This is a genomic window from Lachnoclostridium edouardi (genome assembly GCF_900240245.1).
Taxonomy (GTDB): Bacteria; Bacillota; Clostridia; order Lachnospirales; family Lachnospiraceae; genus Lachnoclostridium_A; species Lachnoclostridium_A edouardi.
The window spans coordinates 2,863,831-2,877,442 of the sequence record NZ_OESQ01000001.1 but is presented as its reverse complement, the minus strand read 5'-3'; the positions used below and the strand labels follow the sequence as shown (position 1 = coordinate 2,877,442).

At 40.5% G+C, this 13,612-nt stretch carries 17 protein-coding genes; 2 read left to right on the top strand and 15 right to left on the bottom strand.

All coding sequences use genetic code 11. The annotated features are described in order from the left end of the window. Window positions 1–173: 173 nt before the first annotated feature. Window positions 174–1,121, top strand: a complete 948-nt coding sequence (locus C1A07_RS13730; RefSeq protein ID WP_180952301.1) for a TIGR01212 family radical SAM protein — start codon at window positions 174–176, stop codon at window positions 1,119–1,121. Here C1A07_RS13730 and C1A07_RS13725 read toward each other — a convergent pair. The 4 genes from C1A07_RS13725 to C1A07_RS13710 all read right to left on the bottom strand — a co-directional run bounded on the left by C1A07_RS13725 (window position 1,118) and on the right by C1A07_RS13710 (window position 4,256). Next, a complete protein-coding gene (locus C1A07_RS13725) occupies window positions 1,118–1,960 on the bottom strand; it encodes a DegV family protein (protein ID WP_101877598.1) in 843 nt (280 codons plus the stop codon). The two genes, C1A07_RS13730 and C1A07_RS13725, sit on opposite strands and share 4 nt — an antisense overlap. A 142-nt stretch (window positions 1,961–2,102) precedes the next feature. Continuing rightward, window positions 2,103–3,104: a HAMP domain-containing sensor histidine kinase gene (locus tag C1A07_RS13720; protein WP_101877597.1), complete on the bottom strand. Its 1,002-nt coding sequence runs from the start codon at window positions 3,102–3,104 to the stop codon at window positions 2,103–2,105. Window positions 3,105–3,113: 9 nt separating this feature from the next. After that, window positions 3,114–3,527, bottom strand: coding sequence for a hypothetical protein (locus C1A07_RS13715; RefSeq protein WP_101877596.1), 414 nt, complete (start codon window positions 3,525–3,527; stop codon window positions 3,114–3,116). Between the two features lie 3 nt (window positions 3,528–3,530). Next, on the bottom strand, window positions 3,531–4,256 hold the full coding sequence (locus tag C1A07_RS13710; RefSeq protein WP_101877595.1) for a response regulator transcription factor: 726 nt from the start codon (window positions 4,254–4,256) through the stop codon (window positions 3,531–3,533). 186 nt (window positions 4,257–4,442) lie between these two features. On the opposite strand from C1A07_RS13710, the gene C1A07_RS13705 reads away from it, so the two are divergent. Then, window positions 4,443–4,919: a hypothetical protein gene (locus tag C1A07_RS13705; protein WP_101877594.1), complete on the top strand. Its 477-nt coding sequence runs from the start codon at window positions 4,443–4,445 to the stop codon at window positions 4,917–4,919. 99 nt (window positions 4,920–5,018) lie between these two features. Here the strand turns inward: C1A07_RS13705 and htpG are convergent, their stop codons facing one another. From htpG to C1A07_RS13650, 11 genes are all read right to left on the bottom strand, one after another. Beyond that, window positions 5,019–7,022, bottom strand: a complete 2,004-nt coding sequence (gene htpG / locus C1A07_RS13700; RefSeq protein WP_101877593.1) for a molecular chaperone HtpG — start codon at window positions 7,020–7,022, stop codon at window positions 5,019–5,021. Between the two features lie 105 nt (window positions 7,023–7,127). Beyond that, window positions 7,128–7,664 (bottom strand): hypothetical protein, encoded by a 537-nt coding sequence (locus C1A07_RS13695; RefSeq protein ID WP_101877592.1) that lies wholly within the window; start codon window positions 7,662–7,664, stop codon window positions 7,128–7,130. After that, a complete protein-coding gene (locus tag C1A07_RS13690) occupies window positions 7,661–8,440 on the bottom strand; it encodes a DUF1700 domain-containing protein (RefSeq protein ID WP_101877591.1) in 780 nt (259 codons plus the stop codon). The genes C1A07_RS13695 and C1A07_RS13690 overlap by 4 nt, the downstream gene beginning before the upstream one ends. A gap of 1 nt (window position 8,441) precedes the next feature. Then, a complete protein-coding gene (locus C1A07_RS13685) occupies window positions 8,442–8,756 on the bottom strand; it encodes a PadR family transcriptional regulator (RefSeq protein WP_101877590.1) in 315 nt (104 codons plus the stop codon). 120 nt (window positions 8,757–8,876) lie between these two features. Further along, the gene (locus C1A07_RS13680) at window positions 8,877–9,374 is read right to left on the bottom strand and encodes a DUF5721 family protein (RefSeq protein ID WP_101877589.1); all 498 of its coding nucleotides are present in this window, start codon (window positions 9,372–9,374) and stop codon (window positions 8,877–8,879) included. A gap of 32 nt (window positions 9,375–9,406) precedes the next feature. Continuing rightward, window positions 9,407–10,378 carry a peptidylprolyl isomerase gene (locus tag C1A07_RS13675; protein WP_101877588.1) on the bottom strand — a complete coding sequence of 324 codons (972 nt, stop codon included), beginning with the start codon at window positions 10,376–10,378 and terminating at the stop codon, window positions 9,407–9,409. A 25-nt stretch (window positions 10,379–10,403) separates the two neighbouring features. Then, complete coding sequence (locus C1A07_RS13670) at window positions 10,404–11,192, bottom strand: HAD family hydrolase (RefSeq protein ID WP_101877587.1); 789 nt, start codon at window positions 11,190–11,192, stop codon at window positions 10,404–10,406. Then, window positions 11,185–11,790 carry a Maf family protein gene (locus tag C1A07_RS13665; RefSeq protein ID WP_101877586.1) on the bottom strand — a complete coding sequence of 202 codons (606 nt, stop codon included), beginning with the start codon at window positions 11,788–11,790 and terminating at the stop codon, window positions 11,185–11,187. Before C1A07_RS13665 ends, C1A07_RS13670 begins: the two co-directional genes overlap by 8 nt. Before the next feature lie 127 nt (window positions 11,791–11,917). Next, window positions 11,918–12,469, bottom strand: coding sequence for a putative ABC transporter permease (locus C1A07_RS13660; RefSeq protein WP_101877585.1), 552 nt, complete (start codon window positions 12,467–12,469; stop codon window positions 11,918–11,920). 97 nt (window positions 12,470–12,566) lie between these two features. Beyond that, on the bottom strand, window positions 12,567–13,028 hold the full coding sequence (locus tag C1A07_RS13655; protein ID WP_101878155.1) for a divergent PAP2 family protein: 462 nt from the start codon (window positions 13,026–13,028) through the stop codon (window positions 12,567–12,569). A gap of 7 nt (window positions 13,029–13,035) precedes the next feature. Beyond that, window positions 13,036–13,599, bottom strand: a complete 564-nt coding sequence (locus tag C1A07_RS13650) for an HD domain-containing protein (RefSeq protein WP_180952265.1) — start codon at window positions 13,597–13,599, stop codon at window positions 13,036–13,038. Window positions 13,600–13,612: the final 13 nt, after the last annotated feature.

Sequence of the window (13,612 nt, the reverse complement as noted above, 5' to 3'; positions counted from 1 at the left end):
TACTTATGGCAAGTGCTCTTATTATACCATATGTTTCCTTCTGCTGCTACAGAAAATCAGTTTTCCGCTTATGGGCTTGCTGTTTATACTGCTTGTACTTCTGCAGTATTGTGCCGGCCAGAAAAGTGTAGTATAACTAACATACTATGAAAAACTAAAAGGCAGGTAGTATGATGAAAGACTGGAATGGAAAACCTTATTATTCTCTGGACTTTTATTTAAAAGAACAATTTGGGCAAAAGGTGTACAAATTATCCCTAGACGGAGGTATGACCTGTCCCAACAGAGACGGCACATTAGGCACAGGCGGCTGTATTTTCTGCAGCGCAGGAGGTTCCGGAGATTTTGCAGTTCCTGTTTCAGGCTGCAGCCGGGAGCTAATTGCCGCTCAGATTCAGGCTGCCAGAGAAAAGGTGAAAAGAAAGCTGCCTGACGGGCAGGGCAAATATATTGCCTATTTTCAGGCTTACACCAACACATATGCCCCTGTATCTTATTTAGAGCCTTTATTCAGACATACTATCAGCCAGCCTGATATTGCAGCCTTGTCTATCGGCACCAGGCCGGACTGTCTTCCAGATCAGGTATTGCAGCTGCTGTCTGCTTTAAACAGGGAAAAACCTGTGTGGGTAGAGCTGGGCCTGCAGACAATCCATGAAGACACAGCCTCCTTTATCCGCCGGGGATATAAGCTGCCCTGCTTTGAAAAGGCTTTCTGGGACCTTAGGAAAGCCGGCATCTCTGTGATTGTTCACGTGATTTTAGGTCTTCCTGGAGAGACCAGGGAAATGATGTTGGAAACAGTAAAATATCTGGCCAGACTTGGCATACAGGGAATTAAGCTGCAGCTCCTTCACGTGTTAAAGGAAACAGACCTGGCGGAAATTTATGAAAATCATCCTTTCCCTGTTATGGACCTGGAAGAGTATTTAGATTTAGTCATTGACTGCATTGCTCTTCTCCCTCCAGACGTGGTGATCCACAGAATTACAGGGGACGGGCCAAAACAGCTTTTAATCGCCCCTTACTGGAGCGCAAATAAGCGCCTGGTCCTAAACTCTCTGACCAGACGCTTAAAAGAACGAGGTACATTTCAGGGGGAACTTTGGCCCTATAACTAGACGGCTACAATAACTCCGCCGTCATTTGCATATAAGGTAGCCACTCCCGCTGTTTTTGTAATAATAATCTCCTTAAACTGTGCCCGCTTTTCCATCTCTTCCTTTACAAGCTCCGCCCGCTTCTCATTATTACAGTGGGCGATAATCAGCCGCTTCTCCTCTGGAGACTTTATATTTTTATCAATAATATCGCACATTCTGGATAAAGCCTTATTGATGCCTCTGGCCTGATCCAGCTTAATAATTACTCCCTTTTCAGCGCTCATAATAGGTTTAATATTTAAAGCTGTGGCAAAGAAGGCCTGAAGGCCTGTAAGTCTGCCGTTTTTCCGCAGTGTGTCTAAGGTTTCCAGAACAAAATAAGTGCCCATCTCGTCCCGGAATTTTCTGGTTTTTCTCACAATCTCGTCAAAAGGCGTATTCTCTTTACAAAGATCCTGTATAAATAAAGCCATATTTAGCTGACCTGAGGATGCGGAATCAGAGCTGAACACAGCAATATTCTTTTCCCCTTCTCCATGCTCCTCTTCATACAGCTGCTTTGCCACCATAGCGCTGTTGTACCCGCCGCTTAAATGCTCTGAAATCGTAATAACAAAAATATTCTCTGCCTCACACTCAAATGCCTCCTTAAAGCAGTCCGGAGACGGACATGCAGACTGAGGGCACTGAGGGCATTGCCTTACCAGCTCCAGAAAATTTTTTTGATCAAATGTCTCATCATCTGTTATCTGCGCATTTCCCACCTGCAAAGTCAGGGGAACTGTTTGAAAATGAGGATCTTTTTTCAGTTCATCTGTTAAATCCAGACAGCTGTCGCCGATAATTTTATAGGTCATAATATGCCTCCCGAACAAATGTTATCTAATGTAGTATTCATTACTACTTAGTATAACATTATATTGGTTGCATTTCAATATGAATATACAAAATCGTAATTTCTATATTCACTTTCTATTAACTTTGGCCCCGTTGATTTTACTATTTAAAAACCGGGAAAATCACCTTGTAAAAAGCCCCGCAGGCAGGCTGTTTCAAATTTCCTATTTCTACTTTCCCTCCTAAATATTCTACGCCGGTTTCAACTACAGAAAGACCTATGCCGAATTCTCCCTGATCTCCCAGGTAAAACCTTTCAAACCCATGTAAAAGATCTTCGTCCGTAAACCCCGCCCCGTCATCCTCAACAAAAATAACAGCATTGTCATCTGTTCTGTAAAGGCGGACTGTCACCTTGCTTTCTGCATACCGAACACAATTTGAAATAATATTTTGTATAATTCTTCCAAGAAGCTCCGGATCTGCTTTCACAAAAATCTCCTCAGAATCAACCTCTAAAAGAATTCTGCAATTTCCGGAAATTCCTTCCAGCGCCTCAATACGCTCCTCCAAAAATTCTTCCAAATCAATTCTGACGCTGTTTAGCTTCAGCTGGCGGTTATCCATTTTAGTAAGCATCAAAATACTTTCCACCAGATTCGTCATGCGTATACTTTCTGATGAAATAATTCCGGCAGCCTTCCCCGGGGCTTTTATAACATGACACTGAATTCCCTGGGCATAGCCGATAATGGAGGCCAAAGGCGTGCGCAAATCATGGGATACATTTTGGAAAAAACGATTTTTTTCCTCCTCCTTCTGCCTGATCTGAAAACTCATTTGATTATAAGCTTCTTTTAACTGATCTAATTCATACAGACCATAGCTTTCTTCATTCTGAACCGCTTTTCCCTTCCCTATTTCCTTTGCCTGACTGCACAGCTGTTCTAAAGGCCGGGAAATACTTTTGGCCACCAGCCACACAAGCACGGCTGCAATTCCCATGCAAACTGCCACAATAATGGCCAGCAGCCTTCCGCTGTACTTCCACAAAACAAGGGCGTCCGGAATCTGCTCTGCAGCCACAAAATACTGAGCCCTTATATTTTTAACTGAAGGAATCTGAAAGCATCGTATAAACCAGCGCTCCCCGTTTACCTCCACCTCGTTTCCCTAAGCAGTCTGAAAATCCCCTGACCTTAATATATCTGTACATGCCAGTATAATACCTGGAGAAATTAAATCTAATTCTTCAGCGTCTGGGTACACCTGTTTAAACTTTGTGTTAAACACCAGCAGATCGCTTGCGTTATTCATATGTTTTACCTGATTCTTTACCTTTTTTAACAGCTCCCTGGAATACTCTCTGCTTTCTGCCCCGGTCATTGCCTCCGGCAACGGAGCATTTTTGTACGTTTCTTCTGCCAGTTCCTCTACCATTTGGATTGTTTTTTCTGTATTTTTCTGAGTCATATATTTTACATACCATTTAGAGGAAACAGAAAAAGCCGTCCAGGCGGCGGCAGACAAAAACAGGATAATAAAAAGACTGGTACAGAAAATCCGCGTATGTATCTTTTTTCCCATAGCCTACAGCTCCATTTTCAAATTGCTTTTTTCAGTTAATCTATAGCCATAGCCCCAAACTGTTTCAATCACAGCAGTAGAATGATTCAGCTTTAATTTTTTCCGAAAACGTTTTACCAAATCATCAGGCATCCGCTGCTCCTCCTGATCTCCACTGTACCCCCACACATGTTTCAATAACTCCTTTTTAGAAACCGCAGTTTCCTTTTGACGAATTAAATATAAGAGAAATTCAAATTCTGTAGGCGTTGTAGAAATAGTCTCCTGATTTATAAGAATTTTTCTTTCCTTTTGATACAGAAGCAGGTTGCCGCATTCATACAGCTCCTGCTGATTATGTTCCTCTGTATTTGACAAGGCGGAAATTTCTGCTCTCCGGAATAAGGACTTTACACGGGCGATTAATTCCAAAGGGAGAAACGGTTTCGTTATATAATCATCGCTTCCTAAAGTAATCCCTGTTACCCGGTCTAAAGGACTGTCCTTTGCAGACACAATAATAATTGGAACCCCGCTTTTCTTCCTGAAGGAAGCGCAAAGACTCAGACCGTCTTCACCTGGCATCATAACGTCCAAAATAATCATATCCGGCATACGCTTTTCCACAGCCTGCCTAATACTATATCCGTCCCCAAAAGCTTCCACTATATATCCCTCATTCTCCAGAAAGGTTTTCATCATTGCTCTGATATTTTGTTCATCATCAGCTATATAAATTACTTTTTCCATTTTATACCTGTATATTTCAACGGTTCCTTGTTCCAAGTTCATCATAACATTTTATAAAAAAATCGTAAACGGCTGCCACAAATTTGCCACATCTACACTCTATAAATCTGCTCTCTCCTTTGATTATAATATTACTATAGAAAAAGATACAGACTTACCTATTTGTTATTATGAAAGGAGAATAAAATGAAAAAATTCAGAACATTGTTTACAGCCTCTCTATGTGCATGTCTTATGTCATTTCCCGCTTTTGCCGCTGAGACAAAAGCTGAGTACAAGGAGGCCGTGGTGCCTATTAAAGCAGAAATGAAAGAGCTGGAAGCACAGATGAAACCTATGTGGGAGGAAAATAAAGAAACAGCAGCCCGTTATAAAGCAGTGCGCCTTACTAAAAAGGAGAACGGATCATTAAATATTAGTAAAGACGCCTGGAAAGAGGCCAAACAGCTTCACAGCAAAATTGTAGAAATACGCAAGGATATGAAAAAAATAAATGCCAAAGAGCTGAGACAGGAAACTAAGACTGCAGTAAAAGAAAAGAACTTTGACGCAGCGATTGACAACATGGAGCAGCTTTTAGAAAATAAGCGTACACGCTGTGAGTCCTTAACAGAAATTAATAAACTTTGGGAAGAAATTGACAAGCTGTTAGACGAAGGCTGAACATAAACAGAAAAGCGCTAATTTATAAAGGCGCTGCAAAGCCGGGGACATCGCCCCTTTGCAGCGCCTTCTATTTAATTAAGAAAGAAACAAAATCATTTATTTTGCCATGATCATCATTATTTCATTGCTACGCTGAATAAAATGAGTCATTCTTTCAGGCGTCAGGCTGCCATGGCCCAGACACGCCAGGTCATACAGCTGCTCACAGATTTTATTTGTCTGCTCTCCCTCTTCATGCTGCAGCACATACTGTACTAAAGGATGGTTCAGGTTTAAAATCAATGTCTCCCCTGTACTTCCGAACATAGACGGGTCCATACCATACATACCGTACATTTTCATCATTTCCTGCATTCTTCTGGATTCCTCAGACACAGTAATCATGGAAGCAGTAGTTTCATCCTTCAGCTTTTCTGCCTTTATTTCCAGCTTGTCCATGGACAATGCCGTCTTAAATACCTTTTCCAGCTTCTCTGTATCTGCCTTTACAGCTTCCTTATCCTCTTCCTTTACCTCTTCCTTAAAGGTGTCGTTTAAGTCTCCGTCAATGCGCAGGAATTTCAGCTTATCGTTTTTCTGCTCTAAATGACTGATAAATGGGCTGTCAATATTATGCTTCAAAATTACAGCGTCCAGGCCTTCCTTTCTGAACATATTAATATACTGACTTTGCTCTTTTTCATCTGTTACATAGAAAATCTGATTCTCATGCTTCTCTTTATTTTCCTCCAGACAATCTTTTAATGTTAAATACTTGCCGTCCAGATTTTTAAAGAGAATATAGTCGTTCATTTTTTCTGAGAATTTCTCATCCTTAATGCAGCCGAATTTAATAAACGGGCTAATGTCGTCCCAGTATTTTTCATAATTTTCTCTGTCTGTTTTACACATGCCGGACAGCTTATCAGCCACCTTTTTACTGATATAATCAGAGATTTTCTTTACAAATCCGTCGTTCTGCAAAGCGCTTCTGGAAACATTTAAAGGCAGATCAGGACAATCAATAGCTCCCTTTAAAAGCAGTAAATACTCAGGAATTACCTCTTTAATATTGTCTGCAATAAATACCTGGTTGTTGTACAGCTTAATTGTCCCCTCAATGGTGTCGTACTCTGTATTAATTTTAGGGAAGTAAAGAATACCTTTTAAGTTAAACGGATAATCCATATTTAAATGAATCCAGAACAAAGGCTCCTTAAAGTCCATAAATACTTTTCTGTAAAACTCTTTATACTCTTCTTCTGTACACTCATTTGGATGCTTGTTCCACAATGGAGTTACGTCGTTTAAAGGCACCGGGCGTTTAAGAATTTTATATTTTTCTGCAGCAGGAGAAATCTCTACTACTTCCTTCTCTCCATTTTCATTTTCTTTTTCCTCAGTTTTAGCTTCCTCTACAATAGTCTCTACGATTGTATCCTTTTCTGTCAGCTGATCTTTTTCAATGGTCTCATACTCTGGCTCAGCCGCAGCGTTCTCCAGGTAAATCGGCACTGGCATAAAGGAACAATATTTTTCAATCACCTCTTTGGCTCTGTACTCATTGGAAAACTCTACGCTGTCCTCGTTTAAATACAATGTGATCTTAGTGCCTTGGCCTTCCTTTGCGCCTTCGCTCATCTCGTACTCAGTGCCGCCTTCTGACTCCCAGTGTACAGGCAAAGCTCCTTCTTTATAAGAAAGAGTATCAATGGTCACTTTATCAGCTACCATAAATGCAGAGTAAAATCCTAATCCAAAATGTCCGATAATCTGGTCTTCATTGGCCTTATCTTTATATTTTTCCAGGAAATCCTGAGCTCCTGAAAAAGCAATCTGGTTAATATATTCATCCACCTCTTCTGCTGTCATGCCCAGACCGTTATCTGTAATAGTAATTGTTTTATCATTAGAATTTACTGTTACTAAAATCTTGTACTCTGCCTGATCAGGCTCTTCATATTCGCCCATTAAAGCCAGCTTTTTCAGCTTTGTAATAGCGTCGCAGCCGTTGCTGATCAACTCTCTGTAAAAAATATCGTGGTCAGAGTACAGCCACTTTTTAATAATTGGAAATATATTTTCGCTGTTAATAGATAAGCTTCCTGTTTTTGTTGCCATTTTATATCACTCCTTCGCATTTTCCTATTATTTTAATACCACTTTTTTAAAAAGTCAACAGAAAATTAGCACTCATTTTAAATGAGTGCTAATAATCTTATTATGTTACTGCCAAATCATATTTTCCAGATCCTTTTTCGCTTCCTGGGACATATAAACTTTCAATTTTTTCACTGCATTGGACTGGTAATCATATACCTTATGCTCCTTCATTGCATTTAAAAAGTCGTCCTTTAATTTCCAAAACTGTTCCATCTGGTTGCTGTCCTGGCCTTTGTAAATCCAGTTTACCTCAAATATCTGTCTGCGCTCCCCTTCCTCATTTTCTTCTTCCAATAAATTCATTTCCGGCCCCAGCTGATTTTCATTAAATACAGCTTCAAATATTAATTTTGTTTCAGGAAGAGAGTCATCTACAATGATTTCTGTTTCCCAGTATGTCCATGTGTGATCAGGAATCACAAAAGGCACTCCCGCCTCTCTGTCTACCTCCAGCCTTTTTATCTGTTCAGGTCCGGCGTCCACTATCCTTTTTCCTCCGTATTCAAAGGAAGAATATTCTGCAAATGCCACCCCTCCTCCGATTCCCATAAGGAAAAGACCTGCTGCAAATATTAACGCCGCCGCTTTATACTTTTTCATGCCAATTCCTCCTGTTTCTCAGTAAATACTTCTCTGTTTTTCCTTTTTCCAGGAAATATTAACATTACTGCAGCTGCCAAAATAGCGCTGCAGCTTAACACGCCTCCCAGGGAAATAATTGTAATCCCCACCACAGGATAGCCCTGAAACAGTAAAACTACTAAAAACCCTAAGGTTGAAATCAGAAAAATATCTCCTATCAATAAAGGACTTAAAACAATAACCGCCCCTGCCAAAAGCCCCAGCCTAATACAAAATCTGATAATTCTCCAAATTCCAAAGGTTCCTGCCGCTACTGTTTTTTTACAGCTGCCTGCAAGATTTTCTGCCTTTTTTATTAGCTCTGTATTTTTTTCCCGGACTATTTTTTCTCTCTTTCCTTTTCCCTGCCTGAGCCAGGATAAGCTTACCAGCCAAAGAAATCCTTTTTTCAGAAGCTTTCCTGCTTTAGACAAGCCAGAAATAATCTTCCCCCAGCATTTCTGGAAAAATCTGGCTGCAGCGGAGGCGCTTTTCGTCACTTCTTCTCCCACTTTTTTCGCGTCCACCAGTTTTGGCTTTTTTCCATAATCCGGGTTTAAATTGTAAGCGTCCAAAATCTCTGCAGTAAGCTCCTCTAAATCTCCAAAATCCTGAATGGCTTCCTCCTCTGTAAGGCCGCTTTGAACCCTGAATTCAATATGCTGCCTGTATTCGCTTATAATGTCCTCCCGTTCCTTTTGATTTAACACAAAAAGCCTGTCCTCCAGCTTTTTCAGGAATTCACTTTTATTCACCTTAATCACTCTCCTCAATAAACTCATTTACCTGGCTGCAAAATTCCTTCCACTCTTTTTTCAAACCATCCTTGTACAAAATCCCTGCCGCCGTCAGATGATAATATTTTCTGGGGGGCCCTTCTGTAGACTCTCTTAAATATGTTTCAAAGTAATGTTCATTAGTCAGCCGCTTTAACAAAGGATAAATAGTGCCTTCATTTACGTCTATTGCTTTAGAAACCTCGCTGACCAGCTCATATCCGTACATATCTCTTTTTGTTACAGAAAGCAGGACTATTAGCTCCAGCACGCCTTTTTTAAACTGAGCATTCATGCTTCTCACCTTCTTTATATTATCATATTATATCTAGTACTATGTAATGTCAAGTACTGTTGAAAAAATAATACTTACGCTTTTCTTACGTGTTTTTCTATGCCAGAACCGTTTTCTTCTCTATTCCTGAGACCAGGGGATTTCATTTTTCTTTAAAAACTCCCCAAACTCTTTATCCCACTCATTTTCCAATGATTTATCCATAGTAAAAAAATTTAAAAGAATTCCTGTTACGCAGTGAAGATTTTGATTTTCATATCTAATATTCACAAATAATCCTTTTACCTGATCCTCTTTTAAAGATGTTCCGGCCCGTCCTAAAAACTCAATCGTGTCTTTTTGGCTTAGCTGCAGTACAATGTGAAAGCTGCCAGGCAGCCGTTTCCCCTTAATCAGAGTAAAGCACACAGGCCGGACCATTTCCCAGGCTGATAACTCTTTAAATCCCTGGGCTTCCTTCTCCTCTTCTGAAAAATATCCCTGCTTTATATGGCCGTCAATAGAAAATGTGTTATATGTAACAATTTTCACATCTCTTACCAGAAACCGGTCAAATGTGTCTCTGACAAACAGCTGAGTAGTAAAGGTCTTTATATCTTCTACTTTTAATGAAACCATATATTCTCCTGTTTATTTCCCTAAGCCTTTATTTACTCAGGAAAGTATTCTTTATAAAGCTGAAAAAAATTTTCTGTATCAGACTTATCATCTGGCGAAAATTGGATGCTGTCCCACATCTCCTCCTCAAACACTACAGGATTCTTTTCCGCAAATTCATTATAAATCTCCCGAAAAATCTGATCTTTTTTGCTGATTACTAATTTATTTTTTCTTTCCTGAGTAGCCTCCGGGTCATAATCGTCCAGGCATTTTACAATGTAATAGCTTTGTCCCACAGGAATAACCTGGCTGATTTCTCCCTCTTTCAAAGCAAAGGCAGCTTCCTCCAGACCTTTATCGTCCTCTCCCCGGCCCAGTTTTCTCTCTAAATCAGGATTTAACGAATATTCTTTTGCAATAGATGCAAAGTCCGCTCCCTCCTCCTGAGTTTTGGCCCACACAGTCTGAGCTGTCTCCTGGTTCCAAACCTCAATCTGCTGAATAGTAATTACCTTGGCCTCGCTGTCGCTGATTTCCAAATCCATATCCTTTGTTACTTCTGTTACCATTTTGTTAGCCAGACAGTATTCCTCATACATAAACAGTACGTCTTCTTTGTCTGCTTTTATATATGAAAGGTCCTCTGATGTAAGCTGACTGTAATAGTCTTCTGCCAGGCGCTCTACTTTTTCTCTTTCTGCCGAGCTTAAAGTTACCCCTTGTTCTTTTGCCAAAAGAGTTACTGTTTTCAGTTCCTCTAAAAACAGCTTAATCTGCTCTAAAAGATATTCTTCAAAGTCAGGACCGTTTTCTTCCATTTTTACATCCCAAATTTTATTTGTATATAAGCTTTCATACCTGTTTCTTTCCGTTGCTACCAGAATCATGGTCTGGGCCTGAGAATAGCCTTTTGTCTCTTTTACTTCTGACATTAAGGGAATCCCGCTGCAGCCAGAAAGAAGGATAGCCCCGGCGATTGCTGTCGTCACTGCTTTTTGTTTCCTTTTCCAGAAACTATTCATAATTTAAAAACTCCTCTTTCATTGGCTATAATAATTGTTTCAGCACTTTCAGGACTCCATTATTTCCACTTGTGTCAGCCTGAAATCTGGCCGCCTTTTTTACTTCCTCTCTGGCATTTCCAACGGCAAAGCTGTAATAAGCCTGCTTCATCATCTCCAGATCATTCATCTGATCTCCAAATACCATAGTTTCCTCAGGGGCGATCCCCAGACTTTCCTGCAGGGTTTTCACAGCCTCCCCTTTATTTACATTCAGCCCGATTACATCCAGCCATGACCGGCCGGAAATAGCCAGCTTTACCTGGCCGCCGTATTTTTTATAGAAGCTTTCATACTGGGCGTCCACCCCCTCTTTTCTGTATAAAGCTACCTTTAATATATCCTCCTGAATCTGATGAAAATTCTCCAATAGCTTTAAATCATACTGGTATCCGTTTACCACCCAGTCTTCCAGATAAGGGTCGCTTCCCTTTTCCATATAGGCAATATCCGCCCCGCTGATTACAATGCTAAGATCAGACATGGCCCTCACATCCTCTATCATTTGAAATACCATAGCTCTATTTAAAGGGTAAAGGAATAAATGTCTGTTTTGACATCCTAAATATGCTCCGTTATCTGCTACAATAAAAATTTTTTCTAAAATTGGATCAAAGGTTTTTCTCACACTTGTCTGATGGCGGCCAGAAGCAGCTGCAAATTGAATCCCTTTCTTTCTCAGCATAAGAATTGTCTCTAACAGCTCCGGATTCAGCTTATTTGTGCCCTCCTCAAGCAATGTGCCGTCTATATCAGATACAATCAGTTTAATCATTATCTTTTCCTCCGTGGGTCAGCCTTTTTAATTCCTGAAATACTCTGCCTGCCGGCAGCCCTACTACGTTATTGTAATCTCCGTGGATTTCCTGAATATAAGCGGCGAAAAGCCCCTGGATTCCATAAGCTCCCGCCTTATCCATAGGTTCCCCTGTATTTACGTAATCCTGAATCTCCTGTTCGCTCATAGGATAAACTGAAACGTCTGTTTTTTCCGAAAAAGTAATCTGCCTTTCCTCCCCCAATCCTCCTAAAATTAAGGTTACGCCTGTGTAAACCTGGTGAACTTTTCCCTGAAGCCGGCTGATCATATTCACAGCCTCCTGCTGGTTCTCAGGCTTTCCTAAAATTGTATTTCCAAAAGCCACTACAGTGTCTGCTCCAATAATTACAATCTTTTCCCTCTGGTCCTGTATGTGAATTCTCTCCCCTACAGAAACCGCCTTATCTCTGGAAAGCGCTTCCACTGCTTTATAAGGATCTGTCTCCCTTATAGTTTCCTCCCCATTGCTGGGTATTACTTCTGCCTGTATTCCAATTTGTTCTAATAACATTTTTCTTCTTGGAGACGCAGATGCTAATATTATACGCATAATTTTTCTCCCACACTATTTATCCAAAAATATTATTCTATATCTCTTCCCATATTGTAAAAAACTTCCTGTATGAAGCAAAAAAAGAGTGCCGCATCATAATTAACTTATCTGCAACACTCCCAAACCACTAATTTATTTTCAGCCTTCCCACCATTGGCCCGTCATCCTCTTCACTGTTTTTTTCTAACCACAGGCTATATGTAAAATCCACCGCATAATAGCATACTAAAGCTATTGCCAGCCACTTTACCATACTGTCCGGAACGCGATACACTAAACTGTAAACAAAGCCGTCTAAAAAATGGAAAAACAATATTCCCAAAATACCCCAGCCAATGCTGCTTTCCAGGCAGATTATTCCTTTATAGTTAAACGCCTTCTGGCTGTAATCCCACCAGAAAGCTCCAAAAAGACGAATCATAATATAAGCCGTAATCAGTTCCATGCTGGTGGCCATTGCCGCAGATGCAAAAAACAGACGGAACGGTTGATCGGCTACAGACGCTAATATGGCGCAGGCCCCTAGGCCTCCAAAGCCGTAAATAATACAAAACGGTCCTTTTACAAAGCCACGGTTCAGCACTGCCGACTTATTTTCATAACTTAAAACTGCACATTCCAGCAAATATCCGAAAAAGCTTAATATAAAAAACCAGATGACTTTCTGATAAACGGTCATAAAGCACCTCCGTTAAGATTTTGTTAATGTCATCTAGTATAATACTAATCCCCTCAGATTACAAACAAGAATTTCTTACGATTTCTGTAAAGCTTTCTTACCTGTAATATCCATTTACATAAAATGCTAAAACTATACCTAAAATGGCCCCGGCCAACACCTGCAAAGGCGTGTGGCCCACAAACTCCTTCAGTCTTTGCTGAAAGGCCTCATTGTCAAATTTAAAAAAATCCTGCTCCATAAGCATGTTTAAAAGCTTGGCCTGCTTTCCCGTCTCCCTGCGGACTCCCATAGCGTCATACATAACCACTGCAGACAATACAAAACTAACGGCAAATTCAAAGGAACTGATTCCATATTCTAAACCTGCTGCAGTAGTAAGAGCGCACACTGTGGCGGAATGAGAACTGGGCATACCTCCTGATCCTACCAGTCTTTCCGCAGAAAAGCTTTTATTCAGGCCAAAATCTATCAGTGTCTTTAAAACCTGGGCCACTGTCCAACCGATAATAGCGCTGACAAGGACCTGGTTCCTGGCAACTTCTTCCCAAAACGTCATTTTTCTTTTATGCAACCTTTCTAAACTTCAGATTAAATGTGCACCATTGTCTGATGCGTCCACCTACCTCAGCCAGACTGCAATACTTGTCTGCAAACACAATGGCCATACCAGCCATAGTTGTAGGCGGCGTAGGCGTCAGAGGCCACATGTGGCGGAGAATAATCTCCTGTTCTTTTTTATTAATATTAAAGTACAAAATTGCATTGTTCATGGCAGTTCTGGGATGGGTAAAGCCATGAAAATGATTTCCCGTATCTCTGGCATGAGTATGCCAGTCGTATAAAAACAAATCATGCAGCAGCCCTCCACGGGCTGCTGCTATAAAATCCCATCCATGTTTTTTGCATATTTTGTAACTCAGATATGAAACCTGAATACAATGCATTTTGCAGGTAGTATGTCCGTGCTGAATAAAATGATCCATAGACTTAAAGACAGGATGCTCTAAAATATCCTTCACATATGACACATATTCCTCATCCTTTTCATACTCCCCTGTCCAAAGGTCCCTCTCCTTCCAATCATGGAAAGAGGTTTCTTTTTTCCGGACATTTTCTGTTATTTTCATATTTGCTCACCTG